Source organism: Mesorhizobium sp. 113-1-2, assembly GCF_016756475.1.
GTDB lineage: Bacteria > Pseudomonadota > Alphaproteobacteria > Rhizobiales > Rhizobiaceae > Mesorhizobium > Mesorhizobium loti_C.
Window position 1 is genome coordinate 2,502,615 of sequence record NZ_AP023242.1, and the last position, 21,302, is coordinate 2,523,916.

Annotated in this window: 15 protein-coding genes; 9 read left to right on the forward strand and 6 right to left on the reverse strand. The window is 63.8% G+C overall.

All coding sequences use genetic code 11. The features are described from left to right. Positions 1–87: 87 nt before the first annotated feature. The 3 genes from JN279_RS12000 to JN279_RS12010 all read right to left on the reverse strand — a co-directional run bounded on the left by JN279_RS12000 (position 88) and on the right by JN279_RS12010 (position 2,940). Positions 88–435 (reverse strand): hypothetical protein, encoded by a 348-nt coding sequence (locus JN279_RS12000; protein ID WP_202352857.1) that lies wholly within the window; start codon positions 433–435, stop codon positions 88–90. A gap of 63 nt (positions 436–498) precedes the next feature. Beyond that, positions 499–1,353, reverse strand: a complete 855-nt coding sequence (locus JN279_RS12005) for an endonuclease/exonuclease/phosphatase family protein (RefSeq protein ID WP_202352858.1) — start codon at positions 1,351–1,353, stop codon at positions 499–501. A gap of 123 nt (positions 1,354–1,476) precedes the next feature. Further along, on the reverse strand, positions 1,477–2,940 hold the full coding sequence (locus tag JN279_RS12010; RefSeq protein WP_202352859.1) for a phospholipase D-like domain-containing protein: 1,464 nt from the start codon (positions 2,938–2,940) through the stop codon (positions 1,477–1,479). Between the two features lie 318 nt (positions 2,941–3,258). Here JN279_RS12010 and JN279_RS12015 point away from each other — a divergent pair, with 318 nt between their 5' ends. From JN279_RS12015 to JN279_RS12055, 9 genes are all read left to right on the forward strand, one after another. Beyond that, complete coding sequence (locus JN279_RS12015; protein WP_096449722.1) at positions 3,259–3,450, forward strand: hypothetical protein; 192 nt, start codon at positions 3,259–3,261, stop codon at positions 3,448–3,450. A 313-nt stretch (positions 3,451–3,763) separates the two neighbouring features. Further along, positions 3,764–4,681 (forward strand): AraC family transcriptional regulator, encoded by a 918-nt coding sequence (locus JN279_RS12020; protein WP_202352860.1) that lies wholly within the window; start codon positions 3,764–3,766, stop codon positions 4,679–4,681. Positions 4,682–4,875: 194 nt separating this feature from the next. Further along, positions 4,876–5,394, forward strand: a complete 519-nt coding sequence (locus JN279_RS12025; RefSeq protein WP_202352861.1) for an AraC family transcriptional regulator — start codon at positions 4,876–4,878, stop codon at positions 5,392–5,394. Positions 5,395–5,893: 499 nt separating this feature from the next. Beyond that, positions 5,894–10,936 (forward strand): beta strand repeat-containing protein, encoded by a 5,043-nt coding sequence (locus tag JN279_RS12030; protein ID WP_446720418.1) that lies wholly within the window; start codon positions 5,894–5,896, stop codon positions 10,934–10,936. A 7-nt stretch (positions 10,937–10,943) separates the two neighbouring features. Continuing rightward, the gene (locus JN279_RS12035) at positions 10,944–11,504 is read left to right on the forward strand and encodes an invasion associated locus B family protein (protein ID WP_202352863.1); all 561 of its coding nucleotides are present in this window, start codon (positions 10,944–10,946) and stop codon (positions 11,502–11,504) included. 13 nt (positions 11,505–11,517) lie between these two features. Then, positions 11,518–12,186 carry a hypothetical protein gene (locus JN279_RS12040; protein WP_202352864.1) on the forward strand — a complete coding sequence of 223 codons (669 nt, stop codon included), beginning with the start codon at positions 11,518–11,520 and terminating at the stop codon, positions 12,184–12,186. Positions 12,187–12,223: 37 nt separating this feature from the next. Continuing rightward, positions 12,224–12,685: a DUF4189 domain-containing protein gene (locus tag JN279_RS12045; RefSeq protein ID WP_202352865.1), complete on the forward strand. Its 462-nt coding sequence runs from the start codon at positions 12,224–12,226 to the stop codon at positions 12,683–12,685. Continuing rightward, a complete protein-coding gene (locus JN279_RS12050) occupies positions 12,670–13,218 on the forward strand; it encodes an invasion associated locus B family protein (RefSeq protein ID WP_202352866.1) in 549 nt (182 codons plus the stop codon). Before JN279_RS12045 ends, JN279_RS12050 begins: the two co-directional genes overlap by 16 nt. 101 nt (positions 13,219–13,319) lie before the next feature. Next, a complete protein-coding gene (locus JN279_RS12055) occupies positions 13,320–13,418 on the forward strand; it encodes a putative RiPP precursor (protein WP_198421140.1) in 99 nt (32 codons plus the stop codon). A gap of 22 nt (positions 13,419–13,440) precedes the next feature. On the opposite strand, the gene JN279_RS12060 is transcribed toward JN279_RS12055, so the two are convergent. From JN279_RS12060 to JN279_RS12070, 3 genes are all read right to left on the reverse strand, one after another. Further along, positions 13,441–14,772: an HlyD family type I secretion periplasmic adaptor subunit gene (locus JN279_RS12060; protein WP_202352867.1), complete on the reverse strand. Its 1,332-nt coding sequence runs from the start codon at positions 14,770–14,772 to the stop codon at positions 13,441–13,443. Between the two features lie 13 nt (positions 14,773–14,785). After that, positions 14,786–16,615 carry a type I secretion system permease/ATPase gene (locus tag JN279_RS12065; RefSeq protein ID WP_244734721.1) on the reverse strand — a complete coding sequence of 610 codons (1,830 nt, stop codon included), beginning with the start codon at positions 16,613–16,615 and terminating at the stop codon, positions 14,786–14,788. 78 nt (positions 16,616–16,693) lie between these two features. Then, a complete protein-coding gene (locus tag JN279_RS12070; RefSeq protein WP_446720419.1) occupies positions 16,694–21,139 on the reverse strand; it encodes a DUF5801 repeats-in-toxin domain-containing protein in 4,446 nt (1,481 codons plus the stop codon). Positions 21,140–21,302: the final 163 nt, after the last annotated feature.

The window sequence follows — 21,302 nt, forward strand, 5'->3', positions numbered from 1 at the left end:
GTGCAGGGAGCGCAGCTATGCCCGATCCTTGGCGGCGCTCTCTCGCGGCCAAGGATCATGTCTTGTCAAAGCGGAGCGAGGCGCGGGCTAGCCGCAGACGCGAACGTCTTCGACCACCCTGTGGTGGTGGCGCCAATGCACGACCGTTTCCAGGTGGCAGCGATGGTGCCGGTGGTGGCGCCGGTATTGGCCATAATTATCGTACTGAACGCTCTGGTCGTCACCATATTGGTTATCATCATATTGGTTATATTGGTTGTCATAGCGCCGGTCATGGTGCCGGCGAATAACAATTCCGCCATTGTCGGAATTGTCATCCGGTGAATATTGGTTGCCGTCGTCGGACTGGATAATCACGCTTGCAGCTTGCGTCGGCGCAATCACTGCCGCCGTAGCGGCCACTGCCAATAGGGACGCTAAAATCAACTTTTTCATTTTGTCCTCCTGCGCATTCAAGACATATAAACTCGCGGAACAACCGGGCGTTCCATTGTGAATCTACACGCTTTGCGACGCCGGGGATATCATGGCGTTATCGGCGGGAACCATACGATCCAGGCGGACAAACGCCGTGAGCGGCAGATGGTCGGAGGCGACGCGCGAAAGCGGCGTATCATGCGCTTCCACTGCTGCGATCATGCCGTGCCGGTTGGTCATGATCCGGTCGAGCGCCAAAAGCGGCAGGTTCGAGGGGAAGGTGGGGACTGCCGGCGGCTGCGGCCCGAAAGTCGCATGCAGCGTGTTGAGCGCGGAGCGGTTGCCGAGCCGCCATTCGTTGAGATCGCCAAGCAGTAGCGTCGGCTTTTCATCGGCGCTGCTCATAATGTCCAGCACGACGCGGGCCTGCTGCGAGCGTGAATGGCGCAGCAGGCCAAGATGGGCGGCGATGATGCGCAAGGTCCGGTTCCCGTCGAGGTCGATCTCCGCCACCACCGCACCGCGCGGTTCCAGGCCCGGAAGCCTGATCTGATGCACGTCGCGGACGACACCTTTCTTGAACAGGAGGACATTGCCGTGCCAGCCATGGCCCTTGCCGGTGGCTGAAATCGGCACCGGCACCAGGCCGGTTTCCCGCTCGAGGCGGGGCAGGTCGAGGAGGCCGTCACGGTCGCCGAAACGGTTATCCGCTTCCTGCAGGGCGATGACGTCGGGATCGATTTCGCGGATGACGCGGCTGGTGCGGTCGGGATCGAACTTGCGGTCGACGCCGATGCATTTGTGGACGTTGTAGGAAGCGACCAGCGTGCCTGTGGTGGCGGTCGCCTTGTGCGCAGCCGCGTTTGCCTTGCGCATCCGCCTGTCGCGGATGGACAAAAGCATGGTTGCCGGGAGGCTGCGTCCGTTCATCCGCACCGTGTGCCTGCCATGCGTGCTGCTTCCACCATGCACCTCAAATAGAGTCTCTGCGCTTATGTTCCATGGCCGACACCAAACTATCCGTCAAACACGTCGTTTTGTTAAAGATGAAGGGTCTTTCTAGAGATAGGGCGAACCCAGCCACAGGATACGGTCGAACAGCCGGATGATGAAGGGCCGGGCCCGCAAGGAGTCCAGCGTGACAGGAATGGCCGTTTCGATTGCCGAGCCAATCCGGGCTTCGATCTCGCGGGCAAAGCCCGCGTCGAGGACTTCCAGATCGATCTCGAAATTCAACCGCAGCGACCGGGCGTCGAGGTTGGACGAGCCGACATAGGCCCAGACGCCGTCGATCGAAAGCAGCTTGGAATGGTCGAACGGGCCTTCCGTTCGCCAAATGCGGCAATAATTCTTCAGGATCTGATCGAATTGCGCGGTCATGGCGCGGTCGACAAGGAAGAGATTGTTGACCGCGGGCACCACGACATCGATCTCGACGCCGCGTCGGGCAGCGGTGATCAAGGCGCTGATCAGTTCCCGATCCGGCAGGAAATAGGGCGACATCAGGCGGATCGACTTGCGCGCGACCGAGAAGGCGCCGATCAGCAGTCTGTGGTTGGTTTCGTTGCTGGCATCCGGCCCGGACGCGACCGCCCGCACCAGCATCGGCTGGTCGGGTGCCGGCGACAGCGGGGCAATACGCCAGGCATCGCCCTTCAGCGCTTCATTGGCGGCGAAACGCCAGTCTTCGGCGGCAACAGAGAACAGGTCGGCGACGATTGGTCCGGAGACCTTGAAATGCGTGTCCCTGGCGCTGCTGGAGCCTGCGAACTCGGCGGAAAACCCCTTGCGGATGTTCATGCCGCCGGTGAAGGCAACCGTGCCGTCGACCACAAGGATCTTCCGGTGGGTCCTGAGGTTGGCGTAGGGCAGGCGCAGGCCCATGACGATGTTGCCGTTGAAGACATCGGCGGGGATGTTGGCGCGGCGCAGATGGCCCAGGATGCTGGGAACGGAGTACCGGGCGCCGACGGCGTCGATCAGCACGCGAACGGTGACGCCGCGCTGGACGGCACCAGCCAACGCTTCGACGAAAAGCAGGCCGACGGCATCATTGTCGAAAATATAGCTCTCGAGCAGGACGCTGCGCTCGGCGCCGTCGATCGCCGCGCACATGGCGGCATAGGTCTCGTCGCCGGTCTCCAGCACGTCGATGGTATTGCCCGGATTGAGCGCGCGCCGTGCCACCCTGTCGCCTAGCGTGCGCAGGCCAGTGAAGCGCTGGCCGTAGCGCTCGACGATCAGCGCCTCCTCGGCGGCGATGTCACGCTCATCCTTGGCGGATACTGGGTCTCCGGCAAGCGGGCGCTGCGCGGTGATCGTGGCGCGACGGATGCGGTTGATGCCGGCCACGGCATAGATCAGCACGCCGAGGATCGGTGACAGCACCATCACGCCGACCCAGCCGGTGGCTGCCCGCACATCCTCCTTGGTCATGACGGCGTGGGCGATGCCGACGGTCGCCATCACCACCGAGATGATCGCCAGGATTTGGGTCCAGTGAGTCGCAATGGTCTCGAACATTGCCGGGACTATCGAGCGAGCGATTGCAGAAGGCAATGCAGCCAGTCAGGCTTCGCATTCGGCGGATGGCGGTCGCGACCTGGTCATTGAGAAAATCAATTCCCATGCAGGGCTTGGGTCGATCAAGTTCCCCCGGAAATCCCGCCTGGGAAAGCCAACTTGACTCGAGGGAAAGCATAGAGACGGCGTGGTCCGGCATCGTCCTATGCTGCTTTGGTGATCCAAGGCGTCCTGTACTTTTGTACCACATCTATTGTATATCAGAGGGAACGAAATTAGCGCTATAACACTTTGATCAGAGGCGAGGGGGAGCGCCGAATGACGGGATTCAACTTCGAGGGACCTCCCGTGGGTGACGGCGACATGTCGGCCGCATGCCAGGGCCAATTGCTGCCTCTTGTCGATGAGATCGTCCAGGCGGCGGTAGCGGCCGGTTGGAATCAGGACGATGTCCTCCTGGCTTTTGTGGAACTCACCTGGGATCTGTACGAGAAACGTCGTGGTCTGTAGCAGCCGGCCGTAAGCTGTCGGCTCGGCGCCCCGTCTTGCCTGGCCATCGTTTTCGGGCCAAAGAACGCAGCAATGGATTCGAGAAAGCCGCGCCACGGCTGATGAGCGAAACTCAGGGATGGCGAAGACCTGCCAATCCTATGAAATAGAATGCTCGCCAACTTCCTCGATCGGTCATTTTTTCTGTCTTTTCGCGAATAAAAATTTTTCTTTGCGCGGGGGAGTTCTTCCCTAGCCGAGGTGTGTGCGTTACGCTGTTTTCGGGCAAGGCAAAGGGGGATTCGAGCGGCAGCAAGACGGCCGAGGCGATGCAATGAAAAATGCGGACGAGGCTCGGGAGAGCGGCGTTTCCCGAGGCGTCGATCGGACAGCCCGATACGTCTTGGACATCATCCCGGAAAGTGCTGGTCCCAGAAGAGCCACCGCGCGCGGCAGCGTCATCCATTCCGTCCGGGGTCCCGGGTCGCAGACGTTCCTGGCCGTGGAACATTCCGCGGGCATTGTGCTGAGACCGGGACGCAAATTCAGAGCCTCGCTTGGCAGCGACAGGATCACCGAATACGATGCGCCGGTCGGATGCCTCATCATCAATCCCGCGGGGGTCGACAGCACCTTCGCCTGGTCGCAGACCAGGGAAAACGCCGTCGTCTCCATATCGCCGGAAGCGCTGTCGGAACTGGCCGCGCATGAGTCCGATCGCGCCGACGTGGAGCTTGCGCCGCCCGCGTTCGGCACGGTCGACCTGAGGGCCCTCAATATAGCCCAGATGATCACCGCCGAGCTGACCGGGACGCTGCCACCGAATGAGCTCTATCTGGATTCGCTGCTCACGGTATTCGGCGTGCATCTGCTGCGCACATACACGAGCCGCAGCAGGCCGGCCGTGTCGCCCAAAGGCGGTCTGTCCGCCGTCGGCGCCCGGCGCGTGCGCGAATATCTCGACGAGAATTTCGCGCGAAAAGTCATGGTTGCCGAGCTGGCGTCGGTCGCGGGGGTTTCGCCCAATCATTTCATCGCAAGGTTCGCCAGCACGTTCGGCATGCCGCCGCATCGCTACCTGATCAACCTGCGCCTGGACTTCGCCGAAAAGCTGCTCGTTGACGGCGGGCTAGCAATCGCCGAAGTCGCCTACCTCGCAGGGTTTTCGGATCAGAGTCATCTGGCCACAACCATGAAAAAATACAGAGGCAGAACACCGACCATGACCGGATATGCGCCAGGCAGAAACTGAAAGCTCGGGATGGCAAAGTGGCAACACCTGCCGTCCGATAATCCAAGACCGGAATTTCCTACAAAGCTTCCGGAGTTTTCCAAAATACGTCCGTCACCACTGTGCCCCAGGCATTACGGGAGTCATTCGAAATAGCATGGAGCCTGTGCATCATTCGCCATCTGGCCGGACTGATCGAATGAATCGGAGCGACAATGCAGCCACAGCTCGATCGATCACGAATTGTTTTTGGGGGGAACGGGGAGGGCGGTCTCGGGTTGAATTCCATCTGCGAAATATCAAGGGACCGAAAGATGCGGTCTGATGATGGCGCTCCGGGATCGGCGTCCGGACCCAGTCCCACGCGACAGCCGGCGCTGAACGTAAAAGGCGGGCTTTCCGCCCGCAGCGCCCGCCGCGTGCAGGAATTTCTGGACGAGAATTTTACGCGGAAGCTCGCGCTTGCCGAGATGGCCGCGGTCTGCGGGCTTTCACCCTATCACTTCATGCGGGCCTTCTCGAGGACGTTCGGGATGCCGCCGCATCAATATGTCCTCGATCTGCGGCTGGACTTCGCGGAAAGGCTGCTTGCCGACAGCCGCATGGCGATCGCGGATATCGCCCACCTTGCTGGCTTTTCAAGCCAGAGCCATTTCACCACCGTCATGAAGAAATACCGGCAAGTGACGCCGCTGCAGGCAAGGGTGGGCAAGCTTAACTCCAAGGTTAGATGAGGCGGCGCCTGCGGCGTTGCTTTATTACTTGGTTTTTAAGCATCGTCTAAGGTAACTAGCCATTAACCTCTGTCTGTCTGCACGCTTCTTTTGTCGTAACACAGCAATTTCGTGAAATACCGCAAGCAGGAATCATGTCTTTCTGGTGGCAAGCGGAATTGTCAGACATTTCGTGCCGGCCAGCGGAGAGGAAACCATGACCGACAATCGCATTTCGAGCGGCCAGATTTCGAACGGCTCGTTTGTTCAGCGCTGCGCGGCGCCTTTCGCCGGACATTGGATCGCTGGCGCCGATCACGGCTCCCGCTCGGTGCGACGGCGCCTGATGGCGGTCCTGCGCATGGCGCACCGCGTGCTCGGCATGCGCCGCAAGGGACATGGGCTCGGCATGCTCGGCACCGGCAGGATTTTGGCGGCGGCGCTGGGTGCGATCGCATTGGGTGGCATTTCCACGCCGGCACTAGCACAGGTTTTCGGCGGCGGCGGCACGGCAAACGGAGTGCGCGGTATCGCGTTTGGGTCCGGAGCCGTGCAAAACGGAGCCGATTCAATAGCCGAAGGCACCAATGCCAGCGCGGGTGCCCAGAATGCTGTCGCGATCGGCTTCGGCACGATCGCCTCCCAGATCAACTCCATCTATCTTGGCTCACGGACCGTCGCTGGGACAGGTGCCACTGCCACGAGTGCCATCGGCATTGGCACGGATGTTACGGCATCCCAGGCCGACGCCATCGGGATAGGGCGTTCATCCGTTGCGTCGGCGCAATACTCGGTGGCTCTCGGCCTGAACGCCAAAGCCACGGGTACAGGCGGCGCGATGGCGCTGGGGCAAGGCACGATCGCAAGCAACGTCAATTCCGTAGCGCTCGGTGTTCAGGCCCAAGCCATCGCGGCCGGCGCCAACGCCTTGGGCACCTTCTCCGTCGCTTCGGGAGGGAATTCCACTGCCGTCGGCACCAGCTCCTTGGCCAGCGGCGCCTTTTCGTTCGCCGGAGGCTGGGCATCTGTTGCTAGCGCGGACAGTGCCGTCGCCGTAGGCAAATCGGCCAGCGCGGCAGGGCTGAACTCGACAGCGCTAGGCTCCAGCACCAATGCCTCGGCAGATTTCTCATTGGCGCTGGGCAACCAGGCTGTGTCGAGTGGAGTCGGCTCGGTGGCAGCGGGCTCGGGAGCCCAAGCCACGGGGGTGTCCGCCACAGCGCTCGGCAACAATGCCGCGGCGACCGCCGCCAGCGCAACCGCGCTCGGACTGGGCGCCACTGCGAGCGGTGTAGACGGCACGGCGGTCGGCAAGCAAGCCAATGCGAGCGCACAAGACTCCATCGCCATGGGTACTACGTCAAAGGCGAGTGGCACCGCCAGCACAGCGGTTGGTAACGTCGCCGTCGCCAGCGGCACAAACGCCTCCTCATTCGGGTCCGGAGCAACTGCGGCAGGAGACAATTCTCTCGCCGCTGGCGTCAGCGCCAACGCCGGCGGACTCGACAGCACCGCTCTCGGCATCGGCACCGTAGCCAGCGCCGACAATTCCACTGCCGTCGGACGTGAAGCCCGCGCCACCGGACTCAACAGCACCGCGCTCGGCCGCGGCGCCCAAAGCAGCGCCCAGAACTCCATCTCTCTCGGCGCTGGGACGAGGGCGACCGGGATAGGCGCCGTCTATGTCGGCTCAAGCACTTTTGCAACGAGCGCCAGTGGAGACAACGCCATCGGCATCGGCACGGACGTGACGGCATCTGCGGACGACGCCCTTGCAATGGGGCGCGACAGCCAGGCGACGGCAACCAACGCCATCGCGGTCGGTCTACAGTCCGCTGCGCTCTCCGCCGACTCCGTCGCCATCGGCACGGGCGCGACCACCGATGGCGGCCAGGCCGTGGCCATCGGCGCCGGCAACACCGCCTATGGCGACGGCGCGGTCGCCATAGGCGACCCCAGCTATGCCAGCGGCACCGGCGCCTTCACCGGCGGCGCCAACAACATCGCCAACAGTGACGGCACGGCGAGCGCCACCGCGGCCAATATGGCGGCGGGCGCTGTCGCCATCGGCAACAACAACAAGGCGATCGGCCAGGGCTCCGTGGCGCTGGGCAACGGCTCCACGGCGGGTGCCGCCGGCCTTGCGGGCAATGTCGCGCTGGGCGATGGCGCGACGGCGGCCGCGAGCTCCGGCGACGTGGCGCTTGGTTCCGGCTCGGTGACGACGGCGGCGGTCGGCACGGCCAGTGCCGTGATCAACGGCACGACCTATGCCTTCCAGGGCACCAATCCGACCTCGACGGTCAGCATCGGCGCTCCCGGGGCCGAGCGCACGCTCACCAATCTGGCGGCGGGCCGGATCAGCGGCTCCTCGACCGATGCGGTCAACGGCTCGCAGCTCTTCGCCACCAACCAGGCCGTCGATGCCATCGGCACGACGCTCAACAACATCAACGTCGGCGGCGGCATCAAATATTTCCATGCCAATTCGACGCTGGCGGACTCGTCGGCGACAGGCACGGACTCGGTCGCGATCGGACCCACCTCGACGGCGTCTGGAACGAGTTCCATCGCGGCCGGTACCAATGCGAGCGCCTCCGACGTCAACGCCTCGGCCATCGGCACCGGCGCCGTCGCATCGGCTCTCGATGCAACGGCGTTGGGCTACATATCCAAGGCCTCGGGCCAATACAGCACCGCCATCGGCGCCAACGCCAATGCAACAGCCACGTCCAGCACGGCGATCGGCCAGAACGCGTTCGCAACCGGCTTCCAAGCGACCGCTCTCGGCGTAGGAGCGAATGCCGGCGCCGCGAATGCGCTTGCGCTGGGTGCCGGCGCCAGCGCCGGCAATGCCGGCGACGTGGCGCTCGGCATGAGCTCGGTGACCGCCGTCGCGGTCGGCACGCCCAGCACGGTGATCAACGGCACCACCTATGCCTTCCAAGGCACCACCCCGACCTCGACGGTCAGCATCGGCGCGCCCGGGGCCGAGCGCACGCTCACCAATCTGGCGGCGGGGCGGATCAGCGGCTCCTCGACCGACGCCGTCAATGGCTCGCAGCTCTTCGCCACCAACCAGGCGGTCGACGCCATCGGCACCACGCTCAACAACATCAATGTCGGCGGCGGCATCAAGTATTTCCACGCCAACTCGACCTTGCCGGATTCCCAGGCCCTTGGAACGAATTCCGTCGCGGTCGGACCCAACGCCGTGGCCAACAATGCCGGCGATGTGGCGATCGGCCTGAATTCCGCATCCGGCGCCACCACGGCGGTGGGTGGCGCGACGATTGGCGGCGTGAACTACACCTTCGCCGGCACCACGCCGGCCGGCGCGTTCTCGGTCGGGTCGGCTGGTGCCGAGCGCCAGATCCAGAACGTCGCGGCCGGACAGTTGAATGGCGGCTCGACCGACGCGGTCAACGGCTCGCAGCTGTTCGCAACCAACCAGCAGGTGACGCAGAACACCACCGATATTGCCAACATCGGCAGTGGCGTCACCAATCTTGGCAACACCATCAACAACATCGCCGGTGATACCTCGACCGCCTATACCGACGCCAATGGCATAGGCATCCGCTACGCCCGCACCAACGAGACGGGATTGGCGCAAACCGATTCCTTCGCGCAAGGGGTCGGCTCCACCGCCGTCGGCTACCAGGCGACCGCGACCGGCGTCAGCGGGCTGGCGCTCGGCCGCGACAGCAATGTCAGCATCGACGGCGGCGTGGCGCTCGGTTCCGGCTCGGTGTCCGACCGCGCCCTGGCACCGGCCACCGGACAGATCGCCGCCGGTCCGTCCAACTTCATCCAGTACAACACGACCGACAAGACATTGCTCGGCGCCGTTTCGGTCGGCACGGCTACATCCTACCGCCAGATCACCAATGTGGCTGACGGCACGCAAGCCCAGGATGCCGTAACCGTGCGGCAGCTGCAGGGCGCCATCGCGTCTGTCTCGGTCACCTCGACGAAATACTTCCATGCCAATTCGGCGGCGGGCGACTCGCTCGCGGTCGGCGCGGAGTCGGTCGCGGTCGGCCCGACGACGGTCGTCAACGGCGACAACGGCGTCGGCATCGGCAATGGCGCCATCGTCGACCAGACCGCGCCCGGCGGCACGGCCATAGGCCAGAACGCCCATGTCATGCTGGCCGACGGGCTGGCGCTCGGCACCAATTCGCTGGCATCCGGCATCCAGTCGGTGGCGCTCGGCGCCGGCGCCCAAAGCACCTTCATCAACAGCGTCGCGCTGGGCGCTCAGTCCATCACCTCGGTAGGCGCACAGACCGGCTATACGGCCTTTGGCCTCACTGCTCCGCAGACCTCGGTCGGCGAGGTGTCGATCGGCGCAGCCGGGGCCGAACGCAAGCTCACCAATGTCGCGGCTGGTTCTGCCGATACCGATGGCGTCAACGTCTCCCAGCTTAAGGGCGTGTCGCAAAACATCGCCAACCTGTTCGGCGGCGGCACTACGATCAATCCCGACGGCTCGATCACCGGACCGACCTACACCGTCCAGGGCAACACCTACACCACAGTCTATGACGGGCTCACGGCGGTCGACAACGCCCTGACCAACATCAGCAATGGCGGCGGCATCAAGTATTTCCACGCCAATTCGACGCTGGCCGACTCCACGGCCAGCGGCACCGACAGCGTGGCGATCGGACCGGCGAGCGTGGCCAGCGGCACCAACAGCCTTGCCGCCGGCAATGGCTCCACAGCCACGGGCCAAGGTGCGGTGGCGCTCGGCCAGGGCGCCAAGGCCAACAATGCCAATGATGTGGCGCTGGGTTCGGGCTCGGTGACGCAGACCGCGGTCGGCACCTCCAGCACCGTCATCAACGGCAAGACCTATACCTTCGCCGGAACCGCTCCGATCGGCACCGTCAGCGTCGGCAGTGCTGGCGCTGAGCGGACGATCACCAATGTCGCCGCCGGACAGATCAACGCCAACAGCACCGATGCGATCAACGGCTCGCAGCTCTACGCCACCAACACGGCGGTCGAGGATTTGAAATCGGGTCTTGGAACGCTCACCCAGAACGCGGTGACGTATGACACCAATCCGGACGGCAGCAAGAAGAACAGCATCACGCTGCAGGGCGGCGACGTCAACGCGCCGGTCGTCATCTCCAATGTCGGTCCCGGCGTTGCCGGCACCGATGCGGTTAACGTCAACCAGCTGAACCAGGGGCTGGCCACGAGCATCAACACGTCCAACACCTATACCGACAAGGTGGCGGCCACGACCTTGCAACAGGCCAACAACTATACGGACCAGAAGCTCAGCCAGCTCAATACGGACATCGGCGGCATCCGCGACGAAGCCCGCCAGGCGGCGGCGATCGGGCTGGCCGCGGCCTCGCTGCGCTACGACGACCGGCCCGGAAAGTTGAGCGTCGCGGCGGGTGGCGGCTTCTGGCGGGACTCGAGCGCCTTTGCCTTTGGCGCGGGCTACACGAGCGAGGATGGACGCATCCGTGGCAATGTGTCGGGCACGGCGGCGGGTGGAAATGTCGGCGTCGGCGCTGGCCTCAGCTTCACCTTGAACTGAGGCAGGAATGAAAGGACTTGTCGCACTGACTTGCCTGGCGCTCTGCGGCGGCCTCGCGCCGGCTGCGGGACAGGTTTCCGCACCGTACAGGATCAAGCCGTCGGATGTGGTGCTGCCACCCGACGTGAAACTGGGAACCTATCAGCGCACCATCCGTCCGTTCGAGAACTGGACGCTGATCTGCGACGAGAACCTCAAGGCCCGCAAGAAGGTCTGCAATGTCTCGCAGGTGATCGAGGACGCGTCGGGCAAGATGGCCTTCAGCTGGTCGCTTGCCGCCACGCAGGACGGTAAGCCGTACATGATCCTGCGCACCGCGCCGAATGCCAGGAGCGACGGGCTGGTGTCGCTGAAGTTCGACGGGCTGGGCCAGGCGATCGACGTTCACCTGAACGGCTGTAATGACGTGGTCTGCGTCGGCATGCTGCCGGTCGGGCCCGTCATGCGCCAGCAGATCTCGAAGAACGCGACGCCGACAATCTCCTACCCGACCGTCGACGGCAAGACGATCACCGTGACCGCAGCAACACTCAAGGGGCTGACGGAGGCCCTTTCGCCAGTCAAATAACCGGGGCAGCACCATGAGCCAACAGGACCAGTTCATATCCGCAAAACGCAGCAGTCCGACCGTCGAGGCGGATCGGCAGAGGCTCGTCGAACCCGCACGGCGGCGCTGGCCGCGCGTCGTCGGATTTTCACTGTTGGGGCTGGTGGTGGCGGGCCTTGGCTTCGCTGCCGGGAACTATGCCGCGATCGCCAATCTGGTCGGCAGCGCGACGGCCGCGCAGCCTGAGGCGACCAACCCGGCGCTTCCGGACACGCCTTTCCTTGAGCATGTCAAGCAGGCCGGGGTGCAAGCCTGTTCGACCGTCTATCCGGTGCTTGGACAGATTTTGACGACCGGCACGAAATACAGCGTCAAATCGCTGTGGAACGACCAGGCCGCCGACAAGCATGCCGTCCAGGCCTTCGTCGGCATGGACTATGCGACGGAACGCTATAGCGGGCCGGCCGCCGGCGTCGTTTTCGCATCGCCCACCGCCTCGGGTTGCGAGGGGACGATGGTGCGGGTGGCGCCGTTCGCCAGTCCGTGCGCTGACATCCCGTCCATCCTTCCGCAGGGCAGCAAGATCACCGACCATCTTGGACAGGTCGAGGTGTACGAACTCGGCGGCAGTGCCGGAGAAGCCCTCCTTCTGCCGACCGGCAAAAGCTGCGTGGTGATCTCCGTCGCTTCGGCGGCAAAGTAAGGCGAAGCGAGTGAGATCAAGGAAAGGGGTGCCGACCATGAGATTGCGGGCTTTGGCGGTTTTGGGCTTGACCTTGTTGTGGAGCGGACACGTCGTCTCGGCCGACCTGGTGGCGCCGTCGGAGCCGCAGCAGGAGGAAAAAGGCATCTGGGCGGCCATCGCCTATTCGCAGTCGGACAGCAAATACGGCTTCTTCTGGGGGGCCGACAAGCGGCAGGAAGCGAAGGACATCGCGCAGAAATATTGCGAGAACGCCGGCGGCAAGGCCTGCAGCGTCGTCACCGTCTTCCGCAACCATCGCCATTGGAACGATGACGACGAGACCGGCTTTCCCTACAAGCACTGCGGTGCGCTCGCCGTGGCCGACAAGGTCGAGAACCGTTTCACGCCCTGGGGCGCGAACTCGGCCGAGACCCGCCGCGAAGCCGAAGACCTCGCTTTGCAGGCCTGCGAGGCGTCGGGAGAGAAATGCAAGATCCGTGAATGGGTCTGCACATGAAGCGTGGCCTCAAGGCCGCCTGCGCATACGGGGCAATCGTATTCTCGTTGATGTCGCCGGCTGCGGCGCAGCAACAGGTGGCGGTTGTTCCTGACGGGCCGTCGTCGCTGCGCGAAGTCTATCAGGACTGGAGCGTGGCTTGCTCCGTCCAGGAGAATGTGCGGGTCTGCTCGCTTTCGCAGGACCAGGTCCAGAAGAACGGCCAAAGGCTGCTTGCCGTGGAGATACAGAGGCGCGCGGACGGGTCGACCATGGCTACCTTGCTTCTGCCCTTCGGTATCTTGCTTGATTCCGGTGTGACGCTCCAGATAGACGATCAGCCGCCCTTGTCCGCGCAGCGCTTCAGAACCTGCCTGCCGACGGGTTGCATCGCGGTGTTTTCCATTGACCGTTCGGTGCTCGGAAAGCTGAGGGGAGGCGAGGTGCTGAAGCTCAATGTCACGACCGACGCAGAGACGCCGCTGACATTCCCGGTGTCGCTGCACGGCCTGACCGCGGCGCTCGACCGCATGGTGGCGTTGAGCGCACGGTGAAGGGAAGGGCGGCTGCCTTCGAAGCCTGCCGCCGCTGATCCCATGGAACGTTGGCGTGCCGAGGCCGTTTAGTCCGGTGCCATTGCCAGCGGATCGTGATGATGAAGAAGACCTACGTCAAACCCACGCTTGTGAAACGCGGAAAACTGACCGAGCGCACGGCACAGATCGTGGCATCCGGGGTCATATTGGGCGAGTAGTCGTATCTCCTGGCGCTTCCGGCTATTTTTCCCGCATCGCCCGGCGGAAGTTCTGCGTGATCGGCTCGGCGAGGTAGGAAAGCACGGTGCGGGCGCCAGTGCGGATCATTGCCTCGCTGGTCATGCCGGGCAGCAGCTTGCGACCCTCCAGCTTGGTGAGTTCGCCCTTGTCGATCAACACGGTCGCGGCGAAATACGGTGCGCCGCTGCGCTCCTCCACCATGCGGTCGGCCGACACGATCTCCACGACGCCGTCGAGCGGCGGCAGGTTGTAGCGGGCGAAGGCCGGGAAGCTGACGCGCACGGGCTGTCCGGGGGCGATCGTCTCGACATCCTCCGGCTTGACCATGGCCTCGACCACGAGTTGTTGTTCGAGCGGCACGACCGTCATCAACGTCTCGCCGGGTTTAACGACCCCACCTGCCGTGTGGACCTTCAGGTCCATGACGATGCCGTCAACCGGTGCGACGACATTGGTCCTGGCAAGCACGTCCTTTGCGGCACGCTCCTGCTGTCCGAGGTCGAACAACTCCGCCTCGACCTTGCTCAACTCGTCGACGGCCTCGTTCAACCGCACAGTGTCGAGGTTCAGGATTTGCATGTCGATCTCGGCCATGGCGCTTCTGGCACGGGCGATCGCCGCGGTGTTGGTAGCGCGCTCCCCTTCGATCTCCTGCTGTTGCCTTCTGAGCAACAGGTTCCGCTCGCGGGTGGTCAGCCCCTTCTTGAGGAGACTCTCGAGGTCCTTGGTTTCGCCCTCGATCGCCTTGATCTGCGTGTCCTTGGTGACGATCAGCTGCTCCAGTCCAGTTATCTCTTCCTGGGTCTGCTGACGACGCTGGCTGAGGATTTCCCGTTCGTCCTTCAGATTGTGGTGCTTGGCCGCAAACACGTCACGCTGTGCGGCAACCGCGTCCTTCGCGGCGGTGGCGGGATTTGCGAGCAACGCCGGATCAAACGCGATCTCGGCCTTGCCGTCACGCTCGGCCCTGAGGCGCGCGGCCAGCGCCTCTCGCGTGGCTATCCGGTTCTGGATCAGGTCGAGCTGCGCCTTTGCCTGCGTGTCGTCGAGCCGCACGAGGACCTTCCCCGCCTTGACGATATCACCGTTGGCAGCGTTCAGCTCCGCGATGATGCCACCCTCGAGGTGCTGGATGAGCTTGCGGTCGCCGACGACCTTGACGACGCCCGGCGCCATCGCGGCGCTGTCCAGCGGGGCCAGGGCGGCCCAGCCGCCGGCCACGCCGAAGAACAGGAACAGGATCGCGAAGCCGGTACTCGTCACGCCCATGAGGCGCAGGGGTGCCGGCTCCAGCAGGGAGGGCGGCGGGACGGGTAACGGCACGACGTTCATCTCTGTCCTCATTTCATGCCTGGTTGGCCACGACGGCCGTGCTCAATGCGCCTTGACGCGGCGTACGCTTTGAAGTGGAACGTGGCTCGCCGCCGGCGCCGACCGCGGAGGCGGAGATTTCCGGGATCGGGCTCGCTGGTATCTGAGTTACCGGGCGGATGCGCGCGGCAAGTTCGTTGAAGACATGGTCACGTGAGCCGAAGAGGTCTTGTTGACCCCGGTTGAGGACCAAGATCTTGTCGACCTTGTCCATGATGTTCGGTCGGTGGGCGATCAGGATAATGGTCGTGCCGGCCGCCTTGACCGCACCGAGGGCCGCGATCAGGGCGTCCTCCCCCTCGCGGTCGAGATTGGAATTGGGCTCGTCCAGGATGATGAGTGCCGGATCGCCATAGAGGGCCCGCGCCAGCCCGATGCGCTGGCGCTGGCCACCCGACAGCACCGCGCCGGATTCGCCGATCTCGGTGGCATAACCCTTCGGCAGCCCCTTGATCAGTTCGTGGACTCCCGCCAACTGCGCGGCCTTGACCACGTTGTTGAAGACCGCCGGGTTGACATTCGCGAAGCGGCAGATGTTTTCGGAGACGGTTCCGGCGAAGAGCTCGATGTCCTGCGGCAGGTAACCGACATAATGGCCGCGGTCTTCCGCCGCCCATTGGGCAACGTCCATTCCGTCCAGCAACGCACGCCCCCCGGATGGGCGCCAGGCACCGGCCAAGATGCGCGCCAGGCTTGTCTTGCCGGCCCCGCTCGGGCCGATCAACGCCATGGCTTCACCCGGATTGAGCCGGAAGCTGATGCCTTTCAGGATGTGCTCGCCACCCTGCCGGGCAAGCACGAGGTTCTCGGCCTCGAACCTGCCTTTGGGACGGGGCAGCGGCAGAACCGGCGTGGCTTCCCGGTGCTCTCCGGCGACCGCGGTGAGACGCCGGTAAGCGGCACGCGCTCCGACCGTCGCCTTCCATGTGCCGATCGCTTGCTCGACCGGGGACAGCGCGCGCCCCATCAGGATCGAGGCGGAAATCATGATGCCGGGCGAAGCCTCGTTGCGAAGCACCAGATAAGCGCCAAGACCCAGTATGGCCATTTGCAGGGCCAGCCGGTGGCAACGCGCTATGGCCGCGATGACGCCGCCACGGTTGGCGGCGAGAACCTGTCCTTTGTTGGCCTCGTCCTGCTGGGCCTTCCATCCCTCCAGCAGCGGCTTCAACATGCCCATCGCCTGGACGACCTCGGCGTTGCGGATCGCCGCCTCGGCCTGCACATAGGCGCGCGACTGTGCGTTCGCTGCCTCGGTCAACGGCTTGCGCGTGAGGTATTCGTTGAGCACCGCCAAGGCAAACAGAACGATGCCACCGCACAGCGCCAACCAGCCCAGCCAAGGGTGCATGACGAATATGGCGGCGAAGAACAGCGGCGCCCAGGGCGCGTCAAGGATCGGGAAGATGCTTGGGCTGGTGAAGAAATTCCGCACTTGATCCAGGTCGCGCAAGGGGCGGGCGTTGGCATGGCCGGGCGCCGAGGCGGCATATTCCACCGATGCGGTCAGGAGAACCGGTGCCAATCGCGCGTTCATCCACGATCCGACGGTCGCCAGCAGGCGCCCGCGCACCACCTCCAGCCCCGCCATCGTCGCCAGCGCCGCCGCCGCCATCAGCGACAGCATCACCAGCGTCTCCAGGCTGTGGCTGGACAACACGCGATGGTAGACCTGCAGCATATAGAGCGCCCCGGTCAGCATCAGCACGTTGATGCCGCCGCTGAACCAGATGAGCGGCCGGATGGCGCGTCTGGCCTCCTTCATCACCACCCGCAAGGCAGGGGGCTGTTGTCTGTCTTTCATCATCTGGATGACATCTCCGTGCAGCGGATCGCGGGAGGCAGTGCGGGGGCAGCCATGGCTGCCCCCTTCGGTCACGTGTCAGGCGACATCGACAAGGATGTGCTGCGGCACCGTCTGGTCCAGGTCCGCGTCCGCCACCTTGAAGGCGAAGTCGAGATGGGCGTCGACTGTCCCACTGCTCTGCTGCACAAAGCCGATGTCGACGATCTTCAGGACATCGTTGTCGGTCGGGTCCCAGGTCGTCAGGTTGGTGGTGGCGCTGCTGCCGCCATTGACGCCGATGGCCCCGTTCAGGTTGATGGCGTTGCCCGTCAACCCATTGGCGCTCTGCATGATCTGAATGCCCTGTATCTGGTAGGTCTCGCCAGTGACCGTGTAGTCGTTCTGTTCGACGATGAGCAGGGCATCGTTGTTATCAAGCGTGAACTCGGTGCTGTAAGGGGAGGGGACATTGGCGTTCCCTTTGATCAGGTCCGAGTTCTGTACATTGACCGCTCTGGTTATCTCGTTCCCGTTGGCATCCTTCAGGTCGAGGATCAGGATCAGGTCTTCACTGTTGCCGATGCCGTCGAACTTGATGACGACACCGCTGGCCTTCGCGGTCGGGTCAATCCGCTCCGTGCCGCCGTCGGGGGCCTGCGGGTTGACATCCGGCAGGATGTTCTCCGTGAAGAACCTCAAGGTCAGGGCTTCACCCTTCTGGATCGTATCGCCCGCGACCCCGTTCGTCGCCTGGGTAGCGGAAACCCAGTCTTCGTGAAGGTTGGTGATCATGTCGTGGGCATTCGGCGTGAACGCAGTGTCGGGGGTGTTTCCGCCAGCAACCGCTCCGTCGCCGGTCGAGTTGAAGCCGAACCCGATGGAATTGGTTATCGAGTTCGCGGTGAACTGCACGAAGAACGGATCCGGATCCGCGTTTGGCGTCAGCTGCTCCGCGACGATCAGCGGGTGTCCGGTATTGCCGGTGGGCGCCTTGGCCAGCAACTCGTTGGTGTGCAGCACGTCGAAGCTGAAGCCTTCGAGCGGGTCGGTCAGCTGGATGGTATAAGTGTCGGCAACCTTGTCGAAGACGAGGGTGCCGGCCGCGGTGCCCGTCTGGACGTTAGGCGCCGGATCCTTGTCGTAGGTGAAGCTGAAGTTGAACGTCGCTGAGAGCGCACTCTCCGACGCAAGCGTCACGACCGGGTTGAGGATATTACCACCGCCGCCGCCGGAGATCGTGCCGGTCAGGTCGATCTGGATACCTGCGAGGTTAGCGTTGGCATCGACAAAGTCAGAGTGCGTGGCGTTGTAGAACGAAGCCGGGTGGCTGTCCGCGCCGATGTCGTACCCGAAGGCTCCGGTGGCCGACGCGTTGAGCGTGTTGGCCAGAGTCTCGTGGGTTCCGGGAGCGCCGCTCTGGTCACCGTCGAACGGCACCGTGATCGTCGGCCCGTCGTCCTTGAAGACGAGGTTCGTGCCGATGTCCAGGGTGGCCGATCGGTGATCACCGTCCTTGTCGGTGATGGTGGCGGTGAGCTGGACCAAATTGTCGGCATTCAGGGTCTTGCTGTCGTCGGGGTCATTGGGGTTGGCATGCACCACCGAGCGGATCTGATCGAGGGTGGCACTTCCGGTGGCATCGACGGAGACGGTGAAGACGAGGAGGTTGGTGGTGGCGGTGCGGCCTTCCAGGACGAGGCCATTGAGCGAGAGGACGACTGCCTCACCGGTCAGCGTATCGACGATGCCGGTTGCGCCGGCGTTGAAGCCCAGCGCATAGGTCAGCGTGCCGGCGCCGTCGGCGCCGAAGGCCGAACTGAAGTTGGCGGCGAAGCTTTGCGTGGCGTCAGGCCCAAGCGCGCTCTCGTCGACGGTCAGCGTCGGCTCGGTGCCAGTGGTCGAGATGCTCGGCCCGTCATCCTTGAAGATGAGGTTCTGGCCGATGTTGAGGGTGGCCGACTGGTGGTCGCCGTCCTTGTCGGTGATGGTGGCGGTGAGCTGGACCAGATTGTCGGCGGTCAGGGTCTTGCTCTCGTCGGGGTCGGCGGTCGGATGCACCACCGCGCGGAGCTGATCGAGGGTGACGCTGCCGGCGGCGCTGACGGAGACGGTGAAGACGAGGGCGTTGGTGGTGGCGGTGCGACCTTCGACGACGCCACCATTGAGCGAGAGGACAACCGCCTCACCGGTTAGCGTATCGACGATGCCGGTTGAGCCGGCGTCGAAGCCCAGTGCATAGGTGAGCGTGCCGGCGCCGTCAGCGCCGAAGGCCGAGCTGAAATTGGCGGCAAAGCTCTGCGTGTCGTTGGTGGCCAGAACCGTCTCGTCGACGGTCAATGTCGGCTCGGTGCCGGTGGTCGAGATCGTCGGCCCGTCATCCTTGAAGATGAGGTTCTGGCCGATGTTGAGGGTGGCCGACTGGTGGTCACCGTCCTTGTCGGTGATGGTGGCGGTGAGCTGGACCAGATTGTCGGCGGTCAGGGTCTTGCTCTCGTCGGGGGCGGCGGTCGGATGCACCACCGCCCGGATCTGATCGAGGGTGACGCTGCCGGCGGCGCTGACGGAGACGGTGAAGACGAGGGCGTTGGTGGTGGCGGTGCGACCTTCGACGACGCCACCATTGAGCGAGAGGACAACCGCCTCACCGGTTAGCGTATCGACGATGCCGGTTGAGCCGGCGTTGAAGCCCAGTGCATAGGTGAGCGTGCCGGCGCCGTCGGCGCCGAAGGCCGAGCTGAAATTGGCGGCAAAGCTCTGCGTGTCGTTGGTGGCCAGAACCGTCTCGTCGACGGTCAATGTCGGCTCGGTGCCGGTGGTCGAGATCGTCGGCCCGTCATCCTTGAAGATGAGGTTCTGGCCGATGTTGAGGGTGGCCGACCGGTGGTCGCCGTCCTTGTCGGTGATGGTGGCGGTGAGCTGGACCAGATTGTCGGCGGTCAGGGTCTTGCTCTCGTCGGGGTCGGCGGTCGGATGCACCACCGCGCGGAGCTGATCGAGGGTGACGTTGCCGGCTGCGCTGACGGAGACGGTGAAGACGAGGGCGTTGGTGGTGGCGGTGCGACCTTCGACGACGCCGCCATTGAGCGAGAGGACAACCGCCTCACCGGTTAGCGTATCGACGATGCCGGTTGAGCCGGCGTTGAAGCCCAGCGCATAGGTGAGCGTGCCGGCGCCGTCGGCGCCGAAGGCCGAACTGAAGTTGGCGGCAAAGCTCTGCGTGTCGTTGGTGGCCAGAACTGTCTCGTCGACGGTCAATGTCGGCTCGGTGCCGGTGGTCGAGATCGTCGGCCCGTCGTCATCGAAGTTGATGTGGGAGCCGACCTCTTCGCTGTAGGCGTTGGTGCTCGTCGAAGAGAAATGGAACTCGCTAATATCGCACCCTTCGTTTGCATCCACCCCCTTGACCTGCAACCTATCCATCGGGCTGGCGGTGGTGACATCGACGGTGGTGACGTTGTCGAGCCCGGTGATGGTGACGGTGTTCCCGCTCCCGGTGAGGCCGGTGATCGTGACGTTGCCGGCCCCCGTCGCATAAGTGCCATCAGCGGTGATGACGGAGGCAAATCCCGATGTACCCGTCAACTTGATGCTGGTGATGTCCACGGAGCTGGTCGCGGTGCCGTCAAAGAAGTCCGTGCCTTGCTCGTTGCCGGTATTGTTGAAGGCGCTGATGCTGATGTCCACACGCGCAGTCGGAGTGGAAGGCGTGATCTGGTTGATCGTGAACCCGGCCTGGCTGATGGTCTCGATATGGGCGCCATACTGGATTTGCGCGGCGGTGCCGGCGTTCAGATTGCCGCCGGTCACAAAATCGACCTGCAGCGTTTCGTTCGGATTGATGCTCTGGTTGTCGACGCCGAAGCCCTGTGTGCTCACGTTGGCGGTGGCACCGTTCAAACCGATCACCAGAAGCTGCTTGGAAGCATCATTGGCCGAATTGATCAGGTAGAAATCATGATTGCCGGGCGCGGCGGCCGAGCCCAGGAAATTGTTCACGGAGGTTCCGGTGACCGATGCGAACACCTTGTCGGCCAGATTGATGCGGTCGTCCGGGTTGGTCGTGTCCGGATGGAGCAACGGCACATACTCGACCGTGTAGAGGTCCGCATTGGTAGCGCTGGTGTTGATCAGCCCAAGCGAGAAGGCGAGCGGCCCGGTCTCGGCGGGCTCCGCGAGCGGGTCGGAGGTACCGATGACGCCGATCACGACGTTCGCATGGGTTGCATCCTGGAACAGCCAGACATAATTGCCGTCGACCGTCTGAATGCCGCTGTTCACGCCGACGGTGGTGGAAAACGGGGTCCCGGACGCGCTCTGCGTGAGAACAACCGAGGTGATGGTTTCGCCAGCGTTCGCCGAAGCCACCACGAAGTTGCTTTGGAAGGCGACCTCCGGTGAGGGCAGCCCGCCTGCGGCGTCGAGACCCAGGAGATATTGCACCGTGGCGTTGTTGTGCGGCGGGACGGACGAGTTAACGTCATCGTCCTGAAGGCCGGTGGTTTCGTCGATGATGATGTCTTGAGTTGTGATGTCGAGTGCCATGGAGGTTCTCCCCGGTTCAAAACGCATCAAGAAAAGGGGTTCCCCCCGATGCCGGATGCCCCTACCCAAGCGCATCCGCTGGCGCACAATTGCGGCCTTTAATCCCGCAATGTGCCGCCGGCGCGGAGGGCGCGTCCATTCCCGGTTGGATAGTGTTATGGTG

Excerpts from the sequence above, each read along its gene's own strand:
- JN279_RS12000 (WP_202352857.1), bottom strand. The coding sequence starts at position 435 with ATGAAAAAGTTGATTTTAGCGTCCCTATTGGCAGTGGCCGCTACGGCG.
- JN279_RS12010 (WP_202352859.1), bottom strand. The coding sequence starts at position 2,940 with ATGTTCGAGACCATTGCGACTCACTGGACCCAAATCCTGGCGATCATC.
- JN279_RS12015 (WP_096449722.1), top strand. The coding sequence starts at position 3,259 with ATGACGGGATTCAACTTCGAGGGACCTCCCGTGGGTGACGGCGACATG.
- JN279_RS12020 (WP_202352860.1), top strand. The coding sequence starts at position 3,764 with ATGAAAAATGCGGACGAGGCTCGGGAGAGCGGCGTTTCCCGAGGCGTC.
- JN279_RS12025 (WP_202352861.1), top strand. The coding sequence starts at position 4,876 with ATGCAGCCACAGCTCGATCGATCACGAATTGTTTTTGGGGGGAACGGG.
- JN279_RS12035 (WP_202352863.1), top strand. The coding sequence starts at position 10,944 with ATGAAAGGACTTGTCGCACTGACTTGCCTGGCGCTCTGCGGCGGCCTC.
- JN279_RS12040 (WP_202352864.1), top strand. The coding sequence starts at position 11,518 with ATGAGCCAACAGGACCAGTTCATATCCGCAAAACGCAGCAGTCCGACC.
- JN279_RS12045 (WP_202352865.1), top strand. The coding sequence starts at position 12,224 with ATGAGATTGCGGGCTTTGGCGGTTTTGGGCTTGACCTTGTTGTGGAGC.
- JN279_RS12050 (WP_202352866.1), top strand. The coding sequence starts at position 12,670 with ATGGGTCTGCACATGAAGCGTGGCCTCAAGGCCGCCTGCGCATACGGG.
- JN279_RS12055 (WP_198421140.1), top strand. The coding sequence starts at position 13,320 with ATGAAGAAGACCTACGTCAAACCCACGCTTGTGAAACGCGGAAAACTG.
- JN279_RS12060 (WP_202352867.1), bottom strand. The coding sequence starts at position 14,772 with ATGAACGTCGTGCCGTTACCCGTCCCGCCGCCCTCCCTGCTGGAGCCG.
- JN279_RS12065 (WP_244734721.1), bottom strand. The coding sequence starts at position 16,615 with ATGAAAGACAGACAACAGCCCCCTGCCTTGCGGGTGGTGATGAAGGAG.
- JN279_RS12070 (WP_446720419.1), bottom strand. The coding sequence starts at position 21,139 with ATGGCACTCGACATCACAACTCAAGACATCATCATCGACGAAACCACC.